General features: G+C 64.3%; 21 protein-coding genes. 13 read left to right on the top strand and 8 right to left on the bottom strand.

The features are described 5' to 3' along the window. The first annotated feature begins 35 nt into the window (after positions 1–35). Together GGD63_RS41005 and GGD63_RS41000 are read left to right on the top strand one after the other, a co-directional pair. Complete coding sequence (locus tag GGD63_RS41005) at positions 36–308, top strand: pentapeptide repeat-containing protein (protein ID WP_409334097.1); 273 nt, start codon at positions 36–38, stop codon at positions 306–308. A gap of 42 nt (positions 309–350) precedes the next feature. Next, on the top strand, positions 351–497 hold the full coding sequence (locus GGD63_RS41000; protein WP_409334096.1) for a hypothetical protein: 147 nt from the start codon (positions 351–353) through the stop codon (positions 495–497). Between the two features lie 143 nt (positions 498–640). On the opposite strand, the gene GGD63_RS27065 is transcribed toward GGD63_RS41000, so the two are convergent. Further along, positions 641–1,648 (bottom strand): NADP-dependent oxidoreductase, encoded by a 1,008-nt coding sequence (locus GGD63_RS27065; RefSeq protein ID WP_183246292.1) that lies wholly within the window; start codon positions 1,646–1,648, stop codon positions 641–643. A 213-nt stretch (positions 1,649–1,861) separates the two neighbouring features. Between GGD63_RS27065 and GGD63_RS27060 the strand changes: the two genes are divergently transcribed. Together GGD63_RS27060 and GGD63_RS27055 are read left to right on the top strand one after the other, a co-directional pair. Continuing rightward, positions 1,862–3,157, top strand: coding sequence for a dicarboxylate/amino acid:cation symporter (locus tag GGD63_RS27060; protein WP_183246290.1), 1,296 nt, complete (start codon positions 1,862–1,864; stop codon positions 3,155–3,157). Between the two features lie 12 nt (positions 3,158–3,169). After that, positions 3,170–4,090: an amino acid ABC transporter substrate-binding protein gene (locus GGD63_RS27055; RefSeq protein ID WP_183246288.1), complete on the top strand. Its 921-nt coding sequence runs from the start codon at positions 3,170–3,172 to the stop codon at positions 4,088–4,090. A gap of 142 nt (positions 4,091–4,232) precedes the next feature. Here the strand turns inward: GGD63_RS27055 and GGD63_RS27050 are convergent, their stop codons facing one another. Continuing rightward, entirely contained in the window at positions 4,233–5,063 is an 831-nt protein-coding gene (locus GGD63_RS27050) for a RimK family alpha-L-glutamate ligase (protein ID WP_183246287.1), read from the bottom strand. Between the two features lie 388 nt (positions 5,064–5,451). Here GGD63_RS27050 and GGD63_RS27045 point away from each other — a divergent pair, with 388 nt between their 5' ends. From GGD63_RS27045 to GGD63_RS27035, 3 genes are all read left to right on the top strand, one after another. Then, entirely contained in the window at positions 5,452–6,225 is a 774-nt protein-coding gene (locus GGD63_RS27045; RefSeq protein WP_183246285.1) for a ferredoxin--NADP reductase, read from the top strand. Between the two features lie 384 nt (positions 6,226–6,609). Continuing rightward, complete coding sequence (locus GGD63_RS27040) at positions 6,610–8,298, top strand: FMN-binding glutamate synthase family protein (protein ID WP_409334095.1); 1,689 nt, start codon at positions 6,610–6,612, stop codon at positions 8,296–8,298. 98 nt (positions 8,299–8,396) lie between these two features. Continuing rightward, on the top strand, positions 8,397–8,636 hold the full coding sequence (locus GGD63_RS27035) for a PilZ domain-containing protein (protein ID WP_183246283.1): 240 nt from the start codon (positions 8,397–8,399) through the stop codon (positions 8,634–8,636). Between the two features lie 249 nt (positions 8,637–8,885). On the opposite strand, the gene GGD63_RS27030 is transcribed toward GGD63_RS27035, so the two are convergent. Then, positions 8,886–10,181 carry a hemolysin family protein gene (locus GGD63_RS27030; protein ID WP_183246281.1) on the bottom strand — a complete coding sequence of 432 codons (1,296 nt, stop codon included), beginning with the start codon at positions 10,179–10,181 and terminating at the stop codon, positions 8,886–8,888. A 237-nt stretch (positions 10,182–10,418) separates the two neighbouring features. Here GGD63_RS27030 and GGD63_RS27025 point away from each other — a divergent pair, with 237 nt between their 5' ends. Next, positions 10,419–12,494: a methyl-accepting chemotaxis protein gene (locus GGD63_RS27025; RefSeq protein ID WP_183246279.1), complete on the top strand. Its 2,076-nt coding sequence runs from the start codon at positions 10,419–10,421 to the stop codon at positions 12,492–12,494. Between the two features lie 224 nt (positions 12,495–12,718). Here the strand turns inward: GGD63_RS27025 and GGD63_RS27020 are convergent, their stop codons facing one another. The 4 genes from GGD63_RS27020 to GGD63_RS27005 all read right to left on the bottom strand — a co-directional run bounded on the left by GGD63_RS27020 (position 12,719) and on the right by GGD63_RS27005 (position 17,455). Continuing rightward, positions 12,719–14,656: a carbohydrate porin gene (locus GGD63_RS27020; RefSeq protein ID WP_246785658.1), complete on the bottom strand. Its 1,938-nt coding sequence runs from the start codon at positions 14,654–14,656 to the stop codon at positions 12,719–12,721. Positions 14,657–15,092: 436 nt separating this feature from the next. Further along, positions 15,093–16,058 (bottom strand): DUF1194 domain-containing protein, encoded by a 966-nt coding sequence (locus GGD63_RS27015; RefSeq protein WP_183246275.1) that lies wholly within the window; start codon positions 16,056–16,058, stop codon positions 15,093–15,095. A 186-nt stretch (positions 16,059–16,244) separates the two neighbouring features. Continuing rightward, positions 16,245–16,508, bottom strand: a complete 264-nt coding sequence (locus GGD63_RS27010; protein WP_183246273.1) for a hypothetical protein — start codon at positions 16,506–16,508, stop codon at positions 16,245–16,247. Between the two features lie 140 nt (positions 16,509–16,648). Then, a complete protein-coding gene (locus tag GGD63_RS27005; protein ID WP_183246271.1) occupies positions 16,649–17,455 on the bottom strand; it encodes a creatininase family protein in 807 nt (268 codons plus the stop codon). Positions 17,456–17,592: 137 nt separating this feature from the next. Here GGD63_RS27005 and GGD63_RS27000 point away from each other — a divergent pair, with 137 nt between their 5' ends. Genes GGD63_RS27000 through GGD63_RS26980 form a run of 5 tightly spaced genes read left to right on the top strand, consistent with a single transcriptional unit; the run spans position 17,593 to position 21,937 of the window. After that, positions 17,593–18,615: an ABC transporter substrate-binding protein gene (locus GGD63_RS27000; RefSeq protein ID WP_183246269.1), complete on the top strand. Its 1,023-nt coding sequence runs from the start codon at positions 17,593–17,595 to the stop codon at positions 18,613–18,615. 10 nt (positions 18,616–18,625) lie between these two features. Beyond that, a complete protein-coding gene (locus tag GGD63_RS26995) occupies positions 18,626–19,441 on the top strand; it encodes an ABC transporter ATP-binding protein (RefSeq protein WP_183246268.1) in 816 nt (271 codons plus the stop codon). Next, complete coding sequence (locus GGD63_RS26990) at positions 19,438–20,256, top strand: ABC transporter permease (RefSeq protein WP_183246265.1); 819 nt, start codon at positions 19,438–19,440, stop codon at positions 20,254–20,256. Before GGD63_RS26995 ends, GGD63_RS26990 begins: the two co-directional genes overlap by 4 nt. After that, entirely contained in the window at positions 20,256–21,245 is a 990-nt protein-coding gene (locus GGD63_RS26985) for a 2-hydroxyacid dehydrogenase (protein WP_183246263.1), read from the top strand. Before GGD63_RS26990 ends, GGD63_RS26985 begins: the two co-directional genes overlap by 1 nt. After that, complete coding sequence (locus tag GGD63_RS26980; protein WP_183246261.1) at positions 21,245–21,937, top strand: protease inhibitor Inh/omp19 family protein; 693 nt, start codon at positions 21,245–21,247, stop codon at positions 21,935–21,937. The genes GGD63_RS26985 and GGD63_RS26980 overlap by 1 nt, the downstream gene beginning before the upstream one ends. 141 nt (positions 21,938–22,078) lie before the next feature. Here GGD63_RS26980 and GGD63_RS26975 read toward each other — a convergent pair whose 3' ends face one another. Beyond that, the gene (locus GGD63_RS26975; protein WP_183246259.1) at positions 22,079–23,470 is read right to left on the bottom strand and encodes a peptidoglycan-binding protein; all 1,392 of its coding nucleotides are present in this window, start codon (positions 23,468–23,470) and stop codon (positions 22,079–22,081) included. Between the last annotated feature and the right edge of the window lie 91 nt (positions 23,471–23,561).

The raw sequence follows: 23,561 nt of genomic DNA, 5'->3' as shown, positions 1-23,561 counted from the left end.
CGCAGACCTTGGGATAGTCGCCGCGGCAGGCGCTCTTGATCGCGGAAACCTGCGCAGGGCTCGGCTGCTTAGGTGCTGCCGCTTTCGGGGCGGCTGCCGCCGCCGGTTTGGCCGCCGGCTCCGCGGCGGGCGCCGCTTCCGTCTTTGCAGGTTCAGATTTGGCAGGATCGGATTTGGCAGGCTCGGATTTGGTGGGTTCGGATTTGGCCGGCGCCGCTTCGGTCTTCGGCGCAGCCGCGGGCTCGACCTCGCGAACCGCGGTCTGGCATCCCGGTGACAGGCTGGACATGTTCTTCGCGAGGCATTGATACGCTTCCACTCCGCCGGGCGTCACGCTCGAGCAATGCGTCATGAAGTCCGAGCGGCATGCGGAGCGGATGGCGCTCTTCTGGGCCTCGGTCGGCGCCTGCGCGAAGGCTCCTGTTGCAGTTGCGAAGAGTGTCGCCGCCAGCAACGCGGTGCGTGTCGATGCATGTTTCAACGTGTTGAACATCTGAATGAATTCCTGCCCTGTCGGTCACGCCAACAATTTTCAAAAGATATGCACGCGCAATCGTCGCGAGTGATGCCTCGCGCGCGGCATCTTTGGCCGCTTTGGCCTCTACCGCAAGTAGATAATGTCAGCGCGATTGCGACGTCACTACGTCGTCAACTTCACCATGCGCTTGCCGCGATTCTCTCCGGCGAGCAAACCAATCAGCGCCTTCGGCGTGTTCTCGAGGCCGTCGATGATGTCTTCCTGCACCTTGAGCTTGCCGGATTTCACCCAGGCCTGGAGATCGGCGAGCGCGCGCTGGCTGTCCTTCATGTAATCCATCACGATGAAGCCCTGCATCACGAGCCGCTTCACCACGATCAGCCCGGGCACGCCGCGCGGCCCGTGCGCGGAGGGCGCGCCGTCATATTGCGAGATCGCGCCGCAGCAGGCGATGCGGCCGTAATTGTTCATTTGCGGCAGGCAGGCTTCCAGAATCTCGCCACCGACATTGTCGAAATAGACGTCAATGCCTTTGGGCGCAGCCGCGCGCAACGCCTTGAACACCGCGCCGTCCTTGTAGTCGACGGCGGCATCGAAGCCGAGCTCGGAGGTCAGCCAGTGGCACTTGTCGGCGCCGCCGGCGATGCCGATGACACGGCATCCCTTGATCTTGGCGATCTGTCCGACGATCGAGCCGACCGATCCCGCAGCCGCCGAGACCACGACCGTCTCGCCCTCCTTGGGCTTGCCGACCTCCAGCAGGCCGAAATAAGCGGTGAGGCCGGCGATGCCGAACACGCTGAGCAGATGCGTCATCGGCTCGAGCTTCGGCATCTTCGTCAGATGCTTCGCCGGCACCGCGGCAAACTCCTGCCAGCCGGTGTCGCCGAACACGATGTCGCCCGGCGCGAGCCCCGTTGCCTTTGAGCTCACGACCTCGGCGATGGCGCCGCCGGCCATCACGCTGTTGGCTTCGACGGCCGAACGATAGGTCGCGCCGTGCATCCAGGCACGGTTCGCGGCGTCAAGCGAGATGTATCGCACGCGCAGCAGGGCCTCGCCGTCCTTCGCCTCCGGCATCGCGCCCTCGATCATCTTGAAGTGCTCGGGACCAAGCTTGCCGCTGGGCTTTTCCACCAGCAGAATCTGGCGATTGGTGTTGCCGCTCATGGCGTTCCCCCCTTCATTTGTTTGACGATTATTGATGCAGCCGCCGCAAAGAAAACGTGCAGGCCGCATTCGTTGTGCGTTGCATGAAGGCTAGATCGCGCGTCCCCGTTTCGCAATGGGAACATCTCGCCATCGCGAGTGCACGCAAAGCGTGTTGCGTCATCGTCATATCTGCGACATCATGAAGCGGCCGGTGTTAGTGGGGGTCGTTCAATGTCGAACAGGTTTACGCAATACATCCTCGGCGCGATGGTGCTGGGCATCATCATGGGCACGGCGATCTTCAACTTCCTGCCCGACACGCGCGCCGACTGGGCCTCCTCCATCAACCTGATCGCCATGATGTTCCTGCGCCTGATCAAGATGATCATTGCGCCTTTGGTGTTCGCGACCCTGGTCGGCGGCATCGCGCACATGGGAAGCGGTTCGCGGCTCGGGCGCATCTTCGCCAAGACCATGGGCTGGTTCGTCAGCGCCTCCTTCGTGTCGTTGCTGCTCGGTCTCGTCATGGTCAATCTGCTCCAGCCCGGGGCGAACTTCCCCGGCACGCTGCCCACGGCGGGACAATCGACGGGGCTGCCGGTCTCGGCCTTCTCGATCGAGAAATTCCTGACCCATCTGATCCCGACCTCGATCGCGGATGCGATGGCGCAGAACGAGATCCTCCAGATCGTGATCTTCGCCGTGTTCTTCTCGGTGGCAATGGGCTCGATGCCCGAGCGATCGAAGCCGATCCTGGCGATGATCGACGACGTCGCCCACATCATGCTCAAGGTGACGAGCTATGTGATGCTGTTCGCGCCGCTCGCGGTGTGGGCCGCCATCACCGCCACCGTCGCCAAGAACGGCCTCGGCGTGCTGTGGAAGCTCGTCGTCTTCATGGGCGGTTTCTATCTTGCGCTGGCGATCCTGTGGGTCATCCTGATGATCGTCGGCTTCCTCGTGATCGGGCCGCGCTACAGCCATCTGTTGAAGCTGATCCGCGAGCCCTTGATGATCGCGTTCTCGACCGCGAGCTCGGAAGCGGCCTACCCGAAGACGCTGGAGGGGTTGACCAAGTTCGGTGCCTCGTCGCGGATCTCGAGCTTCGTGCTGCCGCTCGGTTATTCCTTCAATCTCGACGGCACGATGATGTACTGCACTTTCGCCAGCATCTTCATCGCGCAGACCTACCACATCGAGATGTCGCTTGCGACGCAGCTGGCGATGCTCGCGACCCTGATGATCACCTCGAAGGGCGTCGCCGGCGTGCCGCGCGCCTCGCTCGTCGTGATCGCCTCGACGCTGTCGCAATTCGGCATCCCCGAGGCGGGCCTCTTGATGATCATGGGCATCGATACCTTCCTCGACATGGGGCGCAGCGCCACCAACGTGATCGGCAACTCGCTCGCGACCGCCGTGGTCGCGAAGTGGGAAGGCGAGCTCGGGCCGGAGCACGAGCTCGGGCCGGGCGAGGTGTCGACGCCGGACATGGTGCCTGGCGAATTGCCCGCGATGGCCGGCCATTGACGGAGATGCATCATGCGCCGCTCATTGGCGATATCGGGCTGCCTGTTGCTGGCAGCGTGTCTGCTGGCAACTGGTGCCTCAGCGCAGACCGGCAGCAGCGAAGGGCTTAGCCCGACGCTGTCGGCCATCAAGAAGGCGCATGCCGTGCGGCTCGGCTATCGCGAGAGCTCGCCGCCGTTCTCCTTCCTCGACCAGGCGAATCGTCCGATCGGCTACAGCCTCGAACTGTGCGAGGCCATCGTCGAGGAGATCGGCGTCGAGGTCGACGATCCCAATCTTAAAATCGACTACGTCAAGGTCACCTCGGACGACCGCATCGACGCGGTGCTCCAGAACAAGATCGACCTGGAATGCGGCTCGACCACGGCCAATGCCGAGCGCGGCAAGCGCGTCGCCTTCTCGCCCTTGATGTTCGTTGCCGGCACCAAGCTGATGGTACCGAAGGGAGCGGCTGTTACCGGTGTCACCGATCTGAAGGGCAAGACCGTGGTGGTGACCAAGGGCACCACCAACGAGCAGGCGATGCACGCCGTCGACAAGAAGCTCTCGCTTGGCCTCAACATCGTGACCGCGCCGGATCACGAGCAATCGTTCCGGATGGTAGCCGACGGCAAGGCGGATGCGTTCGCGACCGACGACATCTTGCTCTACGGCCTGATCGCGCGCCACAAGGCGCAGGAATATTTTCGCGTGGTCGGGGACTATCTGTCCTACGATCCCTACGGCATCATGTTCAGGAAGGGCGAGCCGCAGCTGTCCGCCGTGGTCGAGCGCGCCTTCCGCAAGCTCGGCTCCAACCGCGACCTCGTCCCGCTCTACAACAAATGGTTCACCGCACGGCTACCCACCGGCGAACGGCTGAACGTGCCGATCTCGCTGCAGCTGGAGGAAGCCTTCAAGGCGATGGACGATTCCGCCAGCGCGAATAATTAGCGCTCGCATGGCTCTCTCTCTCCGTCATCCTGAGGTGCTTGCTCGGCGGTGCAAGCGCACCGCCGAGCAAGCCTCGAAGGATGAACGGCCGAGCTGGCAGTCGGGCCGTCGTCCTTCGAGGGCCGCTGAAGAAGCGGCCACCTCAGGATGACGGCGATAGGTGTGCGCTCATGGCGCCGTTCGCAAACACCCGGTCCAGCGCCGCGTCATACGCCGCCTGCACCAGCTCCGGATGCAGTTTCGCCAGCGCTTCCATCATCACGCCGGAGTTGATCTCGAGCACGCGCCAGGTGCCATCGACTCGGACCACGTCGATTGAGGCGAAGGCGATGCCGATGGCGCGCGCGGCATCGATCGCGAGCTTCACGCAAGCCGCGCGAACCTCGGCGTCCTCCAGCAGCACCGGCTTTGCACCGGCATCGAGATTGTGCCGCCAATCCGGGCCACGCTGCTTGCTGTAGACGACGAGGGGCACATCATCGAGCAGCACCACACGGACCTCCTCCTCGATTGCGACATAGGGCGAGATCACGAGCCCCGTGCTCATCGAAAAGACCTGACCAACCGCGTGGTCGAGTTCCGCCTCCCTCGTCACCTTGAACACCGAGCGCCCCGATGTTCCCTCGTTCGGCTTCACCACGATGCCTTGCGGATTTTGCGCGAGCATCGCCAGCACCGCTTCACGCCAGTCCGGGCCGGCGACGTGCACGCCCAGCCTCGGATTGAGGAAGAGCTGATGCGGAATGCACGGCACATCCTGAAGCGTCAGCGCCTCGGCAGTCGCCGATTTGTCGTTGGCGATGCGATGCGCGATCGCGCTGTTGAGGCCGATGTCGTAGCCGAAGGCGAAGCGGCGCGTATCGCCACGGCGCATTGCGATCAGCCAGCCGCCGGCGCGACTGTCGACCGCAATGCCGTGGCGGGCGCAATAGCGCCTGATCGCCTGGACGAAGATCCGCTCGCTGCCAGCCATCCGTTCTAGTCGCCTGTTTCGGTCGTCCCTGGCGCCAAAAGCCGCAAAAATGCGGGGATCGGCGCCATGCCGGGGTGAAAATCAGAGCTATTCTTAATGAAATTCTCGCGAGCGCGACGGAAATTAAGTGCTGCAATCGAGGTCTGGAGGGAAAAGAAATTGCCCTCTTCGCGCGCCCGGCAGCTGATTCATTAATGATGCGGCCAGTTCTGCCGCAAATGCCGGTTTGATCGGCATCAATTGCATCCGAAACGAGGTTGATTATTGGTCCCAATGGCGTAGATCACACACGCGAAATCCTCCGCCATGGCAAATGGTGACCGCCCCGATTTCAGGGCCGGGCAACGCTTTTGCCCTAAAACCGCAAATATTCGGAATATCGAAAATCATGAGCGCGTTTTACCGAGAGAAGGTTCTTTCCGTCCACCACTGGACCGACACGCTGTTCAGCTTCCGCGCCACGCGCGATACCGGCTTCCGGTTCCAGAATGGCCAGTTCGCCATGATCGGCCTCGAGATCGACGGCCGTCCGCTGCTGCGCGCCTACAGCATGGCGAGCGCCAACCATGAGGAAGAGCTCGAGTTCTTCTCGATCAAGGTGCAGGACGGCCCGCTGACCTCGCGCCTGCAGAAGATCAAGGAAGGCGACACCATCCTGGTCGGCCGCAAGGCGACCGGCACGCTGATCACCGATAACCTGCTTCCCGGCAAGCGGCTGATGCTGCTGTCGACCGGCACCGGCCTTGCGCCCTTCGCCAGCCTGATCAAGGACCCCGACGTCTACGACCAGTTCGAGTCCATCGTGCTGGTGCATGGCTGCCGCCAGGTCTCCGAGCTCGCCTATGGCGAGAAGCTCGTCGCGACCCTGCGCGAGGACGAGCTGTTCGGCGAGCTGCTCGCCGACAAGCTGGTCTACTATCCGACCGTGACCCGCGAGCCGTTCAGGAATCGCGGCCGCATCACCGACCTCATCAACTCCGAGCAGATCTTCAACGACATTGGTCAGGGCCCGCTCGACATCGAGACCGACCGCGTCATGATGTGCGGCAGCCCGGCGATGCTCGAAGAGCTCAAGGTGATGTTCGAAGGCCGCGACTTCATCGAAGGCAGCGGCAACAAGCCCGGTCATTTCGTGATCGAGAAGGCCTTCGTCGAGCGCTAAGCGGCGCTTCTTCCCCATCGTCCCGAGCTGCTAGCCCTCAACTCAGCCGTCGTCCCGGACAAGCGCGCCCAAAGCGCGCGTCGATCCGGGACCCATAACCACAGGCCGTGGTTTGGCGACGACTCGGAGTGACAGTTTTCCCAGCCACGAAATCCTGTGGTTATGGATCCCGGGTCTGCGCTTACGCTTGCCCGGGATGACAACCGGTTTGTGGCCACTGCGGCCCCTCCATTCCCAACCTCCCCGCTGCACTGCAACAACCCATGCTCTCGGCGGATTGATCTGCGGCGGCCGAATTCGCTAGCCTGAAACAAGGGCCGCGTCATATCCGTATGACAGGCGCGGGCGTATCGTACTGCCTCATGCCGGCGAGAGGATGGGATCGTGGCCGACGACAATAAACAGCAGGAATCGCCGAAACCTCTGGCACTGGCGGAGGAGGGGGTCATGGAGACCCTGCTGCTGCCATTCTCGCCGCGCTTCATCGTGCTGACGATCTGTGCGGTCGTCACTGCGCTTCTGATCGGCATCGGCATCGCCGACCACAAGATCTCGGACATCCTGCTGATCCCGATCCTGATCTTCGGCGCCCTGACGCTGCTCGGCGTCCGCGACCTCTTGCAGAAGAGCCACGCGGTGCTGCGCAACTATCCGATCTCGGCGCATATCCGCTTCCTGCTCGAAGAGATACGCCCCGAGATGCGGCAGTATTTCTTCGAGAGCGAAAAGGACGGCATGCCGTTCTCGCGCGACACCCGCGCGGTGGTCTATCAGCGCGCCAAGATGGAGCTCGACAAGCGTCCGTTCGGCACCCAGGAGGACGTCTACCGCGAGGGCTATGAGTGGATGCATCACTCGGTCTCGCCGAAGGCGCATGCCGAGGAGAAATTCCGCATCACCATCGGCGGGCCCGATTGCAAGAAGCCCTATTCGGCCTCGGTGTTCAACATCTCGGCGATGAGCTTCGGCGCGCTGAGCCCGAACGCGGTGCGGGCGCTGAATGCCGGCGCCAGGAAGGGCGGCTTCGCGCACGACACCGGCGAGGGCGGCTTCAGCCCCTATCACCGCGAGATGGGCGGCGACATCATCTGGGAGATCGGCTCCGGCTATTTCGGCTGCCGTCATCTCGACGGCTCGTTCGACCCTGAAGCGTTCGCGCGCATCGCCGGCCAGGACCAGATCAGGATGGTCGAGCTCAAGATCAGCCAGGGCGCCAAGCCCGGTCATGGCGGCGTGCTGCCGGCGGCGAAGGTCTCGGAGGAGATTTCCAAGATCCGCGGCGTCGCCATGGGGGAGGACTGCATCTCGCCGGCCTCGCACCGCGCCTTTTCCACGCCTGTTGGCATGATGCAGTTCATCGCGGAGATGCGCCGCCTATCCGGTGGCAAGCCGGCCGGCTTCAAGCTGTGCATCGGCCATCCCTGGGAGTTCCTGGCGATCTGCAAGGCGATGCTGGAGACCGGCATCTATCCTGATTTCGTCGTCGTCGACGGCAATGAGGGCGGCACCGGCGCGGCGCCGCTGGAGTTCATGGACCATTTGGGCATGCCGATGCGCGAGGGCGTCAATTTCGTCCACAACGCGCTGGTCGGCATCAATGCGCGCGACCGCATCAAGATCGGCGCTTCCGGCAAGATCGCCACCGCCTTCGACATGGCGCGCGCCATGGCGATCGGCGCCGACTGGTGCAATTCGGCGCGCGGCTTCATGTTCTCGCTCGGCTGCATCCAGTCGCTGAGCTGCCACACTGACCGCTGCCCGACCGGCGTCGCGACGCAGGACCCGACCCGGGCGCGCGCACTCTACGTGCCGCTCAAGATCGACCGCGTGCACAATTATCACCACGCCACGCTGCACTCGCTGACCGAGCTGATCGCCGCGGCCGGCCTCGAGCATCCGCAGCAGCTGCGCCCGATCCATTTCAACCAGCGGACGTCGACGACCCAGGTGAGGTCCTTCGCGCAGCTCTATCCGGCGCTGCTCCCGGGCGAGCTGCTCGAAGGCACGGAAGACCCGCGATTCCGCGACGCCTGGAACATGGCGCGGGCGGAGACGTTCCAGCCGGTGCTGTAGGCAGATCGCTCCGCCCGCGGCTACACAGTCCGTGAAAATTCACCGCGAGCGGGGCTGGCAATTAGTATTTGGTTCAACTTTGGGTGTAAATTCACCCCATGGACGAGCGACGCGACAAAGCCAGACATCGGGTGCTGAAGGCCGGAACGATCGAATTCGGCGGCGGCGCGATCGACTGCACCGTTCGCAATTTCTCGGACACCGGCGCGGCGCTCGACGTCACCAGCCCGGTCGGCATCCCCGAACATTTCACCCTGTTCATCCAGGCCGACGGAACGCATCTGCCCTGCACCGTGGTCTGGCGCAAGGAAAAGCGGATCGGGGTGAGGTTCGGGTAGGGGTCGTGCGTTCGGCCTGAGCGGGCGCTCCAATCTCCGCCGTCGTCCTGGACAAGCGTCAGCGCAGATCCAGGACCCATACCGCGTGATCTATCGATTGCGGTTGGCAGCTGTACCGAACGCCCAGTCTTCGCCAAACCGCTTCCTGGGAGTATGGGTCCCGGATCGGCGCGCGCTTGAGGCGCGCTTGTCCGGGACGACGCGTGCAGATTGGCGCGGCGGCATGCGCTACTTCAACACGCCCACACCTCACGCCGCCGCCTGCTCGCCGCGCCGGCTCGCCAAAATCTTGTCGATCCGCCTGCCGTCGAGATCGACCACCTCGATATGCCAGTCGCCGAGGTCGAAGGCGTCGCCGACGTCAGGCAGCACGCTGAATTGTTGCAGCACGAGGCCCGCCACCGTGTTGAAGCGATGCGGCGGCAGCTCGATGCCGAGCAGCTCGCCGAATTCGTCGACCGGCATCCAGCCGGCGACCAGCAGCGATTCATCCGCGCGCTTGACGTAAGCCGGCTCCGGCGGGCCCTCCTCGGAATGGAACGCGCCGACGATCGACTCCAGAATGTCGGCCGCAGTGACCACGCCTTCGAAGGCGCCGTACTCGTCATAGACGAAGCCGACGTGAACCGGCGCGGCCTTCAGGATCGTGAGCACGTCGCGTGCATCCGCTGACGCCGGAATGCTCGGCGCCTCGCGGACCAGCGCCCGCAAGTCGGGCGTACGTTCGCTCATGTACGCGACCAGCAGGTCCTTGGCCTGGAGCACGCCGATCGGCTTGTCGCGATCGCCGTCGGACGCCGGAAAGCGCGAATGCGGGCTCTTCGCGATGATCTCCTGAATGGCCTCAGGCGCATCGTTCAAATCGATCTCGTCGACCTCCGTGCGCGGCGTCATGACGGCGCCGACCGGCCGGTCGCCGAGCCGCATCACGCCGGCGATCATCTCCTTCTCGCCGGGTTCGAGCACGCCCGCGCTTTCGGCTTCGCTGACGAGGTGATGGATCTCGTCCTCCGAAACCTTCTCCTCGGCCTTGCCGCCGCGTCCGAGCAGCGTGAGGATCAGCTTGCCGGAGAGATCGAGCAGGAACACGAGCGGCAGCGATATCTTCGCAAGCAGGTGCATCGCGGGCGCGACCCTGACCGCGATGCTTTCAGGGTCGCGCAGCGCCACCTGCTTCGGCACCAGCTCGCCGACGATCAGCGTTGCATAGGTGATGATGGTGACCACGAGACCGACGCCGACGATGTCGGCAATGCCTGAGGACAGGCCGAGCTCGATCAGCCATTGCGTCAGCCGCTGCCCGAGCGTCGCGCCGGAGAATGCGCCCGAGAGCACGCCGACCAGCGTGATACCGATCTGCACCGTCGAGAGGAATTTTCCAGGATCGGCCGCCAGCGTCAGCGCCCGCTCGGCGCCGCGCACGCCCTTGGCGGCGAGCAGCGACAAGCGGGCCGGGCGAGACGAGACCACGGCCAGCTCCGACATGGACAACAGGCCGTTGATGACGATCAGGACGACGACGATGACGAGTTCGACGGAGAGCATTGACGTTCCGAGGTAAGTAAGTACAGCAGGCGGCTGCCGACACACGCATTGATATAGGTATTCAGTGCGGAAATGCTGGCAATTCTGTCGCATCCGTCACCGCAAGGGAACCGGACTGTGTTTCCGAGCGGTCTGCGACGACATGACATCCGCGGAACTACGGGCATGTGCTTAACGGGCCCTTAGTGGCCGCTGGCTAGGTTCTCCGCATTTGTAAATGCATTTGGGGGACCGGGGATGCGGATCGGGAAGCTTTTCGCACTGTCGATGCTGACGGTGACGGTTTTTGCAGTCATTCTTGGCGCCGAGGTGCTGATACCCCAAGCGCGGATCTTCACGAACCGCTCCGACGCGATCAAGACGGTCGACGCTTTTGGTGCGACCCTGATGGTCAGCCAGCAGGTCGCCGGCCTCCGCGCCCCCTACATTGGACCGATCTTCCAGGAAGGTGCCGCCACGCAGGCGCAGATCGACGCTGCCGCGAAGGCGGCCAAAGCCGCCGAAACCGCATTCGAGGCCGCCAGGCGCGCTATCATAGTGCTGGATGACGGCGCCGCGATGGCCGAAACTCTCGATCGTGCCGCGCGGCGGCTGAAGGAGATCGGCGCGGCCGCGGATCGCGCGATGAGCGTTCCTCTGGCTGCGCGCGACAGTTCTGCGATCAAGGGCTTCCTGCCCGGCGTCGCCGAGATCCTCGCCGGTATCGAACCGGTCATGAACCGCCTCGAAGCCAAGGTCATCAATGCCGATTCCTCGCTTGCTGCGCTATTGAACCTGGCGCGAACGGCGCAGGATCTGCGTGTTTCGGCCGGCAGCCGTGCCGCCTCGCTGTCACCGGCGCTGAGCGCACGCCGGCCGCTCACGGCGGCCGAATTCTCGCTGATGGATCGCATGCAGGGCCGCGTCGAGGCCGACCGCGAGCGCATCGAGGCCGGCATCGACCAGCTGGGAAGTCCGCCTCGTATCGCCGCCGCGTTCAAGGCAGCGACGGAATCCTATTTCGGAAAGGCAGCGCCCGTCGTCGACAAGGAGATGCCCGCGGCGAGAGCGGACGGCAAATACGCGATCAGTGCCGAAGAGCTCGCCAGCGTCATCGTGCCGGCCATCCAGATGTTCTACGGCGTGCGTGATGCTGCGCTCGCGGAAGCGGGCGAGCGCGCCTCGGCCTCGCGCGACGGCGCCCTGGCGATGCTGGCGCTTGCGGGCGTTGCGGTGCTGGCGCTGCTCGGCACGCTCGGCGGCGTGACCATGATGCTGCGCAGCCGCGTGGTGACGCCGCTGGCAAGGCTCGCCGACGTGATCGGAGCGCTCGCCGCCGGACAGCACGACGTCGAGATTCCGGCGACGGGCCGCAATGACGAGATCGGCCAGGTCGCGGGCTCGCTCCAGCACTTCAAGGATTCGCTTCTCGCCAAGAAGGCCGCCGACGAAGCGGCCGCGATCGAGGCCGAGGCCAAGCTCAAGCGCAGCCAGCGCATGGACCAGATCGCGCGCGACTTCGAAGTCATGATCGGGGATGTCATCAACACCGTCGCGTCGGCGTCCTCGGCGCTGGAAGTATCGGCGGGAACGCTGACGAGCACGGCCGAACAGTCCGAGCAGGTCACTGCCACCGTCGCAGCTGCGTCCGAACAGGCCTCCACCAACGTGCAGACTGTTGCCGCTGCGGCGGAGGAAATGGCCTCGTCGGTCGACGAGATCAGCCGGCAGGTCCAGGACTCCGCGCGCGTTGCCGGTGAAGCCGTGCAGCAGGCCGAGCGGACCAACGACCATGTCGGCGAGCTCGCCAAGGCCGCCGGGCGGATCGGCGATGTCGTCGAGCTCATCAGCCAGATCGCGGGTCAGACCAATCTTCTGGCGCTGAACGCCACCATCGAGGCGGCACGCGCCGGCGAGGCCGGACGCGGCTTCGCAGTCGTCGCTTCCGAGGTCAAGGCACTGGCCGAGCAGACCGCCAAGGCCACCGGCGAGATCAGCCAGCAGATCGCAGGGATCCAGGCGGCGACCGAGGATTCCGTCGGCGCCATCAAGGCGATCGGCGACACCATCACAAGGATGTCGGAGATCGCTTCGGCGATCGCCTCGGCGGTCGAGGAGCAGGGCGCGGCGACGCGCGAGATTTCCCGCAACGTGCAGCAGGCGGCGCGCGGCACCCAGCAGGTCTCCGCCAGCATCGTCGACGTGCAGCACGGCGCGAGCCAGACCGGATCGGCCTCCTCCAACGTCCTTGCCGCCGCCAGATCGCTGTCGGGCGAGAGCACGCGTCTCAAGACCGAGGTCGGAAAATTCCTGGATGCGATCCGGGCGGCGTAGAACTCGAACGCCGCTCCCGCCGGAGGCGCGATCGCTTTTGAACAGCGTCGTCCCTGCGGCGCATCCTTCGAGACGCCCGCCTACGGCGGGCCCTCAGGATGAGGGCGGAGTGCGTGGCAACAATTGCGACGGTGACCGATGCTGCTTAGCCTCATCCTGAGGAGCCCGCGAAGCGGTCGTCTCGAAGGACGAGGCGCGCGCATTCATCGCGATTGAGTCGTGGCTCAGAACTCGCCGTGCAGTCGCCCGGAGAATACCGACACCGGGCCTCGATCCGCGTTGTAGGCGGGGTTGACGATGAGCTGGTAGTCGGCGGTGAGGGTGATGTTCTTGTTCAGCGCGTAGGCGTAATAGGTTTCGAGGATGCGTTCCTTGCGGTAGTTGAGCGCGCCGTCGCCGACGAGAACGCCGAGGCCGCCGGCCGCGAGGAAGTCGCGATAATCCTGCGAGATCGCATTGATGGCGCCGCCGACGCCGACGACGTCGTCGGGCCGGCCCCATTTCGTGCCCTTGATCGACAGGCCGCCGGACAGGCTGCGGTTGATGTCGGTGAAGGCCAGCGTTTCGCTCTTGCCGTCGTTCCAGCTCCAGCGGCCGAACAGTCCGACATCCTCCGTGATGGCCTGCTCGAGGTTGACGACATAGCCGACCTTGAGACGGCCGCGCCGGGTCTGCGCGATGTCGAGATTGAGCGCGGGATTGTCCAGCGTCTCGCGGAAGCTGCCCATATTGGCGCTGTCGACCCAGCCCATGGTCCTGAGCTTGCCGGGCTGGCCGAACAGCGAGTAGCGCGTCTCGAGCTCGAGCACGTACTGGCCGCGCTCGCCGACCCGGGTGTCGAAATGATTTGAATTGGGCTCCGCGACCATCAGGAAATAGCCGCCGCGCAGCGCCCATTGCTTCTGGTTGAGCTCGGCCGTCACGCCGTAGGTGAGGCCGACCTTGTCGGCGGAATAGTCGAAGGCGCCCGGCGCCCAGATCGACCAGTTCATGAAGTCCTTGCGGGTGTCCTTGGCATAGGCGTTGCCGTCGAACACATCGACCACGGCGAACTTGCCGGCCTGCACGGTGAGGCGGGACACGTCGACCTTCTGGCCGAGCTGCAACTGGCCGCTCGCGAGCTCTTCCTGCTCGCCGCCGAAGCCGAAGGTCTGGCGCACGAACAGGCGCGAGGTGTTGTAGTGCGGGTAGGGGAAGTTCGACTTCTGCGCCTCGCCGTTGGGGAAGCCGGCCGCGCCGACCGTGTCGTTGAATCCAAAACCCTGGAGCAGCTCGGGATTGTAATAGACCTCGCCGCCGTCCCACAGCCGCGCGTTCAGGAACAGGCTGTTGCTCCAGGTCGCCTTGGCTTGCCGCGACGGCGAGAGCGAGTTCGGTCCGGTGTAGAGGGCGGGGAACGACGGATAGCCTTGCGGCAGATAGGTGCTCTGCCCGTGAATCTCCCAGCGATCCGATTCCGTGTCGATCAGCGAGCTGTTGGGGTTGTAGCCCGGCACGCCCGGCCAATCGACCTTGCGGTTGAGGCCGAGCCTGATCGTCTGGAAGTCGAGCGCCGAAGAGGTGTATTGGGCGCCCGTGGAGAAGGCGACGTTGGCGCTATCGAAGCGGCTGTAGAGATATTCGAGCCGCGCGCTCCAATGCGGCGCGAAGCCGTATTCGATGCCGGCGCCCGCGATCCAGCCGGGCCGCGTGTTCAGGATCTTCGGGATTTCGGCGCCGGAGGCCGGCGTGTCGAAATAGCGTTCGCCCATCCACGCGAATCCGCCGGTGGCATAGACGAGCCACGGACCGCTGGTGTAGCCGACCCGCCCGCGCAGGCTGGCGGTGTAGTCCCATTGTTGCGTGACGGTGATGGCCGGTGTCGCCAGGAACGAGACGATCGAATTCGAGGTGATGTAGTTGGGAAACGAGAAATCGCCTTCGACGCCGACCAGCCAGCCGGAGTTGAGCCGGTAATTGTAGCCCGCCTGCACGCCGCCGATCATGCCGCTGAAGACGCCGCTGTCGCCGATCGCAGTGCCGTCGTTCAGCGCGAAGTGCGACGAGCCGCGGCTGTAGCCGGCATGCGCGCCGATATAGAGGCCGGTCCAGTCATAGACCGCTCTCAGGGCCGGGGCCTTCAGCGGCAGATCGGCCGCGCGGCTGATCGCGGGAAAAACCATCACGCCCGAAGCAATTGCCGCGGCCGTCCGCAAGTACCGGTAACGGTGACCTCTTAACGTCAAAACGCACGCCCCCAAACGCGAATGTATCCCAGTCGCCGTGATATCCCTGCAGATTCGCGGCCACTCTGTCATCAGGCCTCGGTTGCCGACGCGATCGGCCGAGATGATCTCGATTCGATGCGGCTTCTTCCCAAGTTCCTGAACCTGCGACAAACCTTATTGCGATTAATTCGCAATAGCAACTAGTGCGGATTGCCGCAGAGGATGGTTCGCATCGCTGTGTGACGCGGCTGCAACATCCACTGACGGCCCCAGCAAACCGGACGGCCCGAGCGGAGCCCAGCCTCTGTTGGAGACCTATCGGAGGCCAAGCAAACGGGAGGGGTCGGGGATCGCGAAGGCCGGCGGTGGGTCGCCCGGCCGGCGGAAGCACCTAGCAGCCGCGGCAGATGCCCTTGATCTTCTTGTCGAGCAGCGCGTCCTCCTTGCTCGACGGGCTGTTCGTCGCCGGTTTGCTCATCGCCGGACTGTTCGCATTCCATCGCTGCTGCCAGAGCTTCTCGCCGATCGTGCAGAGAACCCGCGGCTGCTTGTCCACAGAGGGGGTAGGCGATTGATCCGGCGTGCGGCCCGCGACCTCGAGAGCCAGCTTGGTCCGGATCGCCGCCTTGAAGTTTTCGCGATCGGTGATCGGCACAACAAAGGAACCTGGGCCGCCGATCACGCAATCCTCATAGTACCAATCGATATGGTCAATATTCTGAAAGTCTGCGGGATCAGCGGGTGTCGCATTGGTCATGACCGGCAGGCCGGCGATGACGATGCCCTGCTGCAACGCTGTGTCACGCGCTGAGGTGACCGGATCGCCGTTGCTGTTGGGACCGTCGCCCGAAATGTCGATGATACGGCGCGGACCACTGTAGGGGTTCTGCTCGAACAGCGACGCGGCGAATTTAATCGCACTTGAAATCGAGGTGCGCGAACCGCGGCGGACCGGTGCTTTGGTGATTTCAGTTGCGACGGCCTCAGCCGTTCCCGGCCCGTCGATCTGTCGCCAGGGGACGATTATTTTCTGGTCGCTGGTCGATGACCATTCGAAATAGGTCAGCGCGATCTTGCCGGCAGGACCGGCTCGCACCGCTCGGAGAAACTCCTCCGAGACAATGGCCTTGGCATAGCCCTCGCGTTGGGCTGCCAGGTCATCCGGCTTCATCGAGTAGGAAATGTCGACCGCGATCACGAGTTCGAGGTCCACGGCGGGGCGGCTGTTGTCCCCGGTCACTGTTTTCGGCGGTGGGGCCGGCTCGGCAAATGCCTGTGTCGATGTCAGGATCGCAATCAGGATCGATCCAATGACATTCCGCCAATTCACGCTCGCCCTCCAGCTACCCGTTCGCATCCTGACACGCGAAACGTGCAACCGGAAGGGCTGTGAGCTAAGCCGCTGCCGGGCCGTCTAGCGGCCCCAAAAAAGATGACCCGCCCGGGGGGGACAGCCGGGCGGGTCGGGGGCACGACACGGGGTGGATGAGGCGCCCGTGTCGGACGCAGGATCCACGTGGGAGATCGGCCTCAGGTACTCAAATCAGTAGCAGGTACGAACGCGGCCGACGTATTGGCCGAAGGCGTTGTACTGGGCGACCCAGCCGCAGCGGTGATAGCCGTAGTAATAGGGATCGTTGCTGGCAGCGATTGCGGAGCCGACGACGGCGGCGGTGGCGATGCCGGCGCCGACACCCCAGACCCAGCCGGGCTGCTTGGCTTCGGCCGAGGTGGTGGTGGACGCGATGCTGCCGGTGACGGCAAGGGCACCGAGAGCTGCGGCGGCAATCTTGGTCTTGATCGACATGTGAAACTCCATCCGGGGTTGAGGCGGTCCGTTGTGGCCCGCGTGCCCAGTTGGACGGAGGCATGTCGTGTCAGGTTCGAAAGCGCATTTGGCGCCCTCGCAATCCGGTTATTTCCCGAATGGTTTCAGTTGGATGCGGGCTAGCCGAGGGGGCCCTTGGCGAGCCTGTTCACGTCGAAGTTATCGACCTCGGCCAGCAGCTCGCAAAAGGCGCGCGCGCCCTGATCGATCAGCTGCTCGCCCTTCTCCGCGACGGCCAACCTCGCATCGCCGACCGCGCCGCTGGCGTTGAGATCCTGCGCCTGCCAGGCGAACGGCGCCGGGCGCTGCGTCGATAGCCAGCGATACTGCTTCTCCAACGCCACGCTGCTCGCGGGAAAATCCGCGATCGCGTCCTTGCGGACCTGAGCCGGATAGCGCGCCAGCATGATCGAGGTCTCGACCGCGCCGCCGTGGATGCCGTGGCGCACTTCTTCGGCGGGGAACAGCTTGTCCGCCCCTGACAGCCGCGACCACGACGTCGTCACCACGAACAGTTTTTGGTGTGCGCGAAGGTCCTGCGCGACCAGCATCATGGCCGCGCTGTTGCCGCCATGGCTGGTGATGATGACGAGCTTCTTCACGCCGCGCCGCGCGACCTCCGCGCCGATCCCGGTCCATTTCTTCAGCGCAATGTCAGTCGGCAGCGTCTGCGTGCCCGGATAGTCGATATGCTCGGTGGAAATGCCGACCGGTTCGACGGGGAGAAAGCTGGCCGGAATGTTCTCGGGCAGCACCTCGCGCACGCGCGCGAGATAGGCGTCCGCGATCAACACGTCCGTCTCGAGCGGCAAATGCGGGCCATGCTGCTCGGTCGCCGCCAGCGGCAGCACCGCGATCCAGCGCGACACATCCGCAGGGCCCGCATGGGCCCAGTTAATGTCGATCCAGTCACGGGGCGGCGTCATCAAGGTTTCTTTGCCCGAATTTGTCACGTAATTTGGGTTATGAGGGGACGCGGGCCCGACCGGCTCGCGTCCCCAATGTCATGCGGTTTTATCGCGTTGGCTTGGTATCGGCCAGACACGATCGACGGAGTCCCATCATGAGCCCCTCTCATCTGCGGCGAGCGTTAACGGCAGGCCTGACGGCCGCTTTCGTCTCGGTCCTACCGGCGCGCGCCGAGACGCTCGACAAGGTCACCTTCGGCACCAACTGGGTCGCCGAGGCCGAGCATGGCGGCTTCTTCCAGGCGGTGGCCGACGGCACCTACAAGAAGTACGGCCTCGACGTCACCATCGTCCCCGGCGGTCCCAACGAGAACAACCGGATGCTGCTGATCGCCGGCAAGATCGATTTCTTCATGGCCGCGAACACGCTGATGTCGTTCGATGCGGTCGCCAACAACGTTCCCGTCGTCACCATCGCCGCGGTGTTCCAGAAGGATCCGCAGGTGATGCTGACGCAGCCCGACGCTAAGGTCGGCAAGATCGAGGACCTCAAGCCGCTGACGCTGTTCGTCTCCAAGGAGGGCATGACCAGCTACTTCCAGTGGCTGAAATCCGAATATGGTTTCAACGAGAAGAACGTCCGTCCCTATAATTTCAATCCGCAGCCCTTCATCGCCAATCCCAAGAGCGCGATGCAGGGCTACGTCACCTCCGAGCCCTTCGCGGTCGAGAAGGCCGCCGGCTTCAAACCGAACGTGATCCTGCTCGCCGATTCCGGCTTCAACACCTATTCGACCCTGATCGAGACCCGCCGCGACATCGTCGAGAAGAAGCCCGATCTCGTGCAGCGCTTTGTCGATGCCTCCATGATCGGCTGGTACAATTACATCTACCGCGACAATTCCGCCGGAAACGCCCTGATCAAGCAGCTCAACCCGGAGATGACCGATGATCTGCTCGCCTATTCCGTGGCCAAGATGAAGGAATACGGCATCGTCGATTCCGGCGACAGCCTGAAGAACGGCATCGGCGCTATGAGCGACGAGCGCTATACCTCCTTCTTCAACAAGATGGTGAAGGCGGGTGTCGTGAAGGCGGATCTCGATTTCCGCAAGTCCTACACGCTGCGCTTCGTCAACAAGGGCGTCGGCGTCGAGCTGCGCCCGAACAAGCCGTAACGCGCGGTCGATGTCCGCTGCCCCAACCTCGTCCGCCGTCGAGGCCAGCCTGACGGCTCTCGCCGTCAGCCTGCGCGGCGTGACGAAGATGTATGACAACGGCGTCATGGCGCTCGGCCCGCTCGACCTCGCGGTGCGCAAGGGCGAGTTCATCTCGCTGCTCGGCCCGTCAGGCTGCGGCAAGTCGACGGCGCTACGGATCATCGCCGGGCTCAGCGCGCCGTCGTCAGGCACCGTGCGGGTGGCGCGTCACGAGGGCGAGGTGCAGCCGGGCCATGGCATCGGCTTCGTGTTCCAGGAGCCGACCCTGATGCCCTGGGCCAGCGTACGCGAGAACGTGCGGTTGCCGCTGAAGTTGGGCGGCGTCTCAAAGGCGGAGGGGCGCGTGCGTGCCGACGAGGCGCTGGCCAGCGTCGGGCTTGCCGATTTCGCCGACGCCTACCCGCGTGAGCTCTCCGGCGGCATGAAGATGCGGGTTTCGCTGGCGCGCGCGCTCGTCACCGACCCGGACATCCTCCTGATGGACGAGCCGTTCGCAGCGCTCGACGAGATCACGCGCTTCCGCCTCAACAACGACCTGCTCGCGCTATGGCGTGCCCTGGGCAAGACCGTCATCTTCGTCACCCATTCGGTGTTCGAGTCCGTCTATCTGTCGCAGCGCATCGTGGTCATGACGGCGCGGCCGGGCCGCATCCAGGCCGACATCCGCATCGAGACGGTCGAGCCGCGCGGCGAGGAGTTTCGCACCTCGGCGGCCTATTCCGATTATTGCCGGCGCGTGTCGGCCGCGCTGGCGCCATCTTATTCGGGGCAGTCGACGCTATGAACGCGCAAACGGCCGTCATCGCGAAACCGTCCGGCGCGCAACGCGCGGTGCGTTTCGTGCTGCCCGTCGTCGTGTTCGCGGCAGGCCTGCTCGCCTGGGAACTCATGGTCCGCATCAAGGACATCCCGCCTTACGTGCTGCCGGCGCCGTCCGTCATCGTCCTGACACTGATCAAGGACTGGGCGGTGCTGTCACAATCGCTCGCAACCACGCTGCTGACGACACTTGAAGGTTTTGTCGCCGCCAGCATCGGCGGTATTGCGCTGGCGCTGCTGTTCAACCAGTCGAAATGGGTGGAATATTCGCTGTTCCCTTACGCCGTCGTGCTGCAGGTCACGCCGGTGATCGCGATTGCGCCGCTGCTCCTGATCTATCTGGAGCAGCAGACCGCGGTCGTCGTCTGCGCCTTCATCGTCGCCTTTTTCCCGGTGCTGTCGAACACCACGCTGGGATTGAATTCGGTCGACCGTAATCTCGCCGGCCTGTTCCAGCTTTACGGCGCCTCGCCTCCTCAGACCCTGCGCTTCCTGAAGCTGCCCGCGGCGCTGCCCTATATCCTCGGCGGATTGCGCATTGCCGGCGGCCTGTCGCTGATCGGCGCGGTCGTGGCCGAGATCGCGGCGGGCACCGCGGGCGCCGGCTCCGGGCTCGCCTACAGGATCGCCGAGTCAGGCTACCGGTTGAACATACCCCGCATGTTCGCCGCGCTGCTTTTGTTGTCGCTGGCCGGGATTGTCATCTATGGGGTGCTGGCGCTAGTTTCCCACCTCGTTTTACGGCGCTGGCACGAAAGCGCGCTTGGAAAGGAAAGCTGATGTCTACCGGTTCGATTTCGTCCGAAAAGATCGATCTTCTGATTTATGGACCGGTGCGGCCGATCCTCGAGAACGGGTTTTCCGATCATTTCGTCGTGCACAAGGCCGAGACGCGCGGCGACCTCGAGCGGCTGACGCCGGCGATCCGCGAAAAAATCCGCGGCGTGGCGGTGACCTATCACACCGTCCGCGCCGACAGGGATTCGCTGTCGCAGCTGCCCAAGATCGAGATGGTAGCGAGCTTCGGCGTCGGCTACGACCATGTCGACGCCAAATACGCGGCCGAGCACAATATCATCGTCACCAACACGCCCGACGTGCTGACCGAGGAGGTCGCCGACGTCGCGATGGGCCTTCTGATCTCGACCTTGCGCGAGTTCATCAAGGCCGACCGCTATGTGCGCTCCGGGCTCTGGCAGACGCAAAACTATCCGCTCAGCGTCGGCTCGCTGCGCGACCGCAAGGTCGGCATCGTCGGCATGGGCCGGATCGGTCAGGCCATCGCGCGCCGGCTCGATGCCTCGCTGGTGCCTGTGGTCTATCACTCGCGCAATCCGTCCAAGGACGTCTCCTACAAGCACTATCCTGATCTGATCGAGATGGCGAAGGCCGTGGACACATTGATGGTGATCGTGCCGGGCGGCGCTTCGACCAACAAGATGATCAATGCCGAGGTGCTGAAGGCGCTCGGTCCGCGCGGCGTGCTGATCAACGTGGCGCGCGGCTCCGTGGTCGACGAGCCCGCCCTGGTCCAGGCGCTGAAATCCGGCACCATCCTCGCCGCCGGCCTCGACGTGTTTGCGGCCGAGCCGAACGTGCCTGACGAGCTCAAGACCATGCAGAATGTCGTGCTGCTGCCGCATATCGGCTCGGCCTCGGTGGTGACGCGCAACGCCATGGATCAGCTCGTCGTCGACAATCTCAAGTCCTGGTTTGCCGGCAAGGCGCCGCTGACGCCGGTTGCGGAAACGCCGTTTAGGGGGCGCTGATGGGAGTTCTTCGGGTTCTCGCATTCGCCATCGCGGCATGTCTTGCCGCGATGGGCCCTGCGCCTGCGCAGGATGCGACGAGCCTGAAGAAATCGATGCCCGGGCAGTGGGAGCTCTCGACCACCGAGCGCAGCAAGACCTGCGTCGTCACGCTCAAGGCCGATGCCGCGGGCCAGGGTTTCAAGCTGGAGCTCGAGCCGGCCTGCAAGACCGCGCTGCCTTTCACCAAGGCCATCGTCGCCTGGAGCGTGAAGGGCCTCGACATCGTTCGCCTGCAGGATGCGACCGGTGAAGCCGTGATCGACTTCACCGAGGTCGAGGCCGGCATCTTCGAGGGCCTGCGCCAGGGCGAGGGCGTCTACATCCTGCAGGACCTCGCTGCCGCCCGCTCGATGGCCAAGTCGATGGACCAGATGATCGGCGACTGGTCGATGGTGCGCGGCAACGGCCAGCCGATCTGCGGGCTGACGCTGACCAACACGGAAGCAGGCCAGGACAATTTCCAGGTCTTCCTCAAGCCGAAATGCGATGCGGCCATCGCGCAGTTCAACCCGACGCAATGGCGGCTCGAGCGCGGCCAGATCATCCTGATGTCGAAATCAGGCGATGTCTGGCAGTTCGAGGCCGACGACAACGCGCAGTGGCGGCGCGTCCCCGACACCGCCGATCCCCTGATCATGCTGCGCCAGTAGGCGCCGCCGACGTGCTCGGCCTGCATGGTTCGAGATGCCCGCTTTGGCGGGCTCCTCACCATGAGGGTCTGATATTCCGCCGCGAAACGTGGCCTCATCCTGAGGGCCCGCCGTAGGCGGGCGTCTCGAAGGAGCCGCAGATTACGTCGTCACCTTCGGCGGCGGCGCGGTGCCTTGCGCCCATTTCTCCAGCTTGCCGAGCACGCCCCAGGCGGTGAGCGCGAGCGAGATCGGCATCGCGAACTGACCGAGGCCCGGCACCGCCGAGACGATCGTGCCGAGCAGCCCGGCAAGACCTCCTGCACTGGGGCTCGCCGTCACCGAGGAGAGCAGCGCAGTGATGAGCGAGCCGCCGATGCCGAGGGCGGTCTTCTTGCCGTCGAGCAGCTTGCCGATGGTCTCGCCCAGCGCGCCGTTGACCTGGCCGAGCACGGGCTTGCCGTTCTTGTTGAGCAGCGTGCTGAGCAGGTCGACGACCTGCTTCAATTGATCGACGGGGGCGGGGTTGGTCGGGGTCACCGGTCCTGGCATGGGCGTCGTCTTGTTGTTGATGAGGGAGAACAGCCGCTCGAACAGGGTGATCGGATCGTTGGTGGCGGGCAGCGTATTGCCAGGTGTCGTCGGTGCCGGAAGCGTTCCGCCGGCGGACGGTCGCAGCACCTGCGCGAGGTCTTCAAGCCGCTTCAGGACCTGGGACAGGTCACCGCTCTGCATGACCCCTCCCGGCTGCGTCGCCCGCGTGATGGCGGCGACCGTGGCCCCGTCGAGGAGGCCGGTATCCCGGAGGCCGTTCTGCTGCTGAAACTGCGAGACCGCGGCCCTGGTCTTCGGACCGCTGATGCCGTCCTCGGCGAGCGGCGGATTGGCGCCGAGCCTGTTGAGCGCCTGCTGCATCAGCACGACCGTCGAGGCCGCATCGTCTTCCGGCTCGATGCGGCCTGCGAATTGCGGGCTGCCGTCGAGCGTGATCGAGGAATCCAGTGACAGCATCGCATGCAGGATCACGGCGGTGCCGAGCTGGGAATCGACGTGGCTCGGGTCGAACACGTGATCGCGGACGAATTTGCCGGGCCTTGCCTCGGGTGGGCCGTACAGGTTCGAGCCGCCGTAGAGGTAGGGCGAATTCACGCCCTTGGCGTGGTAGCCGAAGCCGTTGAACGCCTCGAGCCGGAACAGCATCCGTGCGATGCTCCAGTCCTGCGCGCCGATGAAATTCTCGATCCTGAATGCGTCCACGGCGCCGTCCACGAAGGTGGCAAACGGGCCGCGCCCCTTCGGCACGATGGTGGTCGTGCGATGAAGCGTTTCGCCGTTGCCGAGATAGGTGTCGAAATCGAAATTGGATTCGCGGTAGTGGCAGAGCGCCGTAAAATACCAGGGAACGCCGGTCAGCCGCTCGATCTGCTGATAGGTCGCCTTGCCGTTGATCGCCTTGCGTGCGACCGCAGTCGCGTCGGCGTGGCGTCCGGGTCGGATCTCGAGACTCGTCCAATTGCGCTCGTATTCATTCTTCAAACTCTCGAAGGACACCATTTTCCGCTCCCGCAAATGAATGAATGATCGAATCTCCAGGCAATCAAAGTGAACCGGGCGCCGTGATCGGCGCGTGACTTCAGCGTTATCT

This window comes from Bradyrhizobium sp. cir1, from assembly GCF_014198245.1.
Classification (GTDB): Bacteria; Pseudomonadota; Alphaproteobacteria; order Rhizobiales; family Xanthobacteraceae; genus Bradyrhizobium.
This window is presented reverse-complemented; position numbering and strand designations above follow the sequence as displayed.

Coding starts and splice junctions, on each gene's coding strand:
- GGD63_RS27050 (WP_183246287.1), bottom strand. CDS start 5,063: ATGGCTGGCAGCGAGCGGATCTTCGTCCAGGCGATCAGGCGCTATTGC.
- GGD63_RS27000 (WP_183246269.1), top strand. CDS start 17,593: ATGAGCCCCTCTCATCTGCGGCGAGCGTTAACGGCAGGCCTGACGGCC.
- GGD63_RS26975 (WP_183246259.1), bottom strand. CDS start 23,470: ATGGTGTCCTTCGAGAGTTTGAAGAATGAATACGAGCGCAATTGGACG.
- GGD63_RS26990 (WP_183246265.1), top strand. CDS start 19,438: ATGAACGCGCAAACGGCCGTCATCGCGAAACCGTCCGGCGCGCAACGC.
- GGD63_RS26985 (WP_183246263.1), top strand. CDS start 20,256: ATGTCTACCGGTTCGATTTCGTCCGAAAAGATCGATCTTCTGATTTAT.
- GGD63_RS41000 (WP_409334096.1), top strand. CDS start 351: ATGAAGTCCGAGCGGCATGCGGAGCGGATGGCGCTCTTCTGGGCCTCG.
- GGD63_RS27065 (WP_183246292.1), bottom strand. CDS start 1,648: ATGAGCGGCAACACCAATCGCCAGATTCTGCTGGTGGAAAAGCCCAGC.
- GGD63_RS27045 (WP_183246285.1), top strand. CDS start 5,452: ATGAGCGCGTTTTACCGAGAGAAGGTTCTTTCCGTCCACCACTGGACC.
- GGD63_RS27025 (WP_183246279.1), top strand. CDS start 10,419: ATGCGGATCGGGAAGCTTTTCGCACTGTCGATGCTGACGGTGACGGTT.
- GGD63_RS27030 (WP_183246281.1), bottom strand. CDS start 10,181: ATGCTCTCCGTCGAACTCGTCATCGTCGTCGTCCTGATCGTCATCAAC.
- GGD63_RS27020 (WP_246785658.1), bottom strand. CDS start 14,656: ATGGTTTTTCCCGCGATCAGCCGCGCGGCCGATCTGCCGCTGAAGGCC.
- GGD63_RS27055 (WP_183246288.1), top strand. CDS start 3,170: ATGCGCCGCTCATTGGCGATATCGGGCTGCCTGTTGCTGGCAGCGTGT.
- GGD63_RS27010 (WP_183246273.1), bottom strand. CDS start 16,508: ATGTCGATCAAGACCAAGATTGCCGCCGCAGCTCTCGGTGCCCTTGCC.
- GGD63_RS27005 (WP_183246271.1), bottom strand. CDS start 17,455: ATGACGCCGCCCCGTGACTGGATCGACATTAACTGGGCCCATGCGGGC.
- GGD63_RS26980 (WP_183246261.1), top strand. CDS start 21,245: ATGGGAGTTCTTCGGGTTCTCGCATTCGCCATCGCGGCATGTCTTGCC.
- GGD63_RS27015 (WP_183246275.1), bottom strand. CDS start 16,058: ATGCGAACGGGTAGCTGGAGGGCGAGCGTGAATTGGCGGAATGTCATT.
- GGD63_RS27035 (WP_183246283.1), top strand. CDS start 8,397: ATGGACGAGCGACGCGACAAAGCCAGACATCGGGTGCTGAAGGCCGGA.
- GGD63_RS27060 (WP_183246290.1), top strand. CDS start 1,862: ATGTCGAACAGGTTTACGCAATACATCCTCGGCGCGATGGTGCTGGGC.
- GGD63_RS26995 (WP_183246268.1), top strand. CDS start 18,626: ATGTCCGCTGCCCCAACCTCGTCCGCCGTCGAGGCCAGCCTGACGGCT.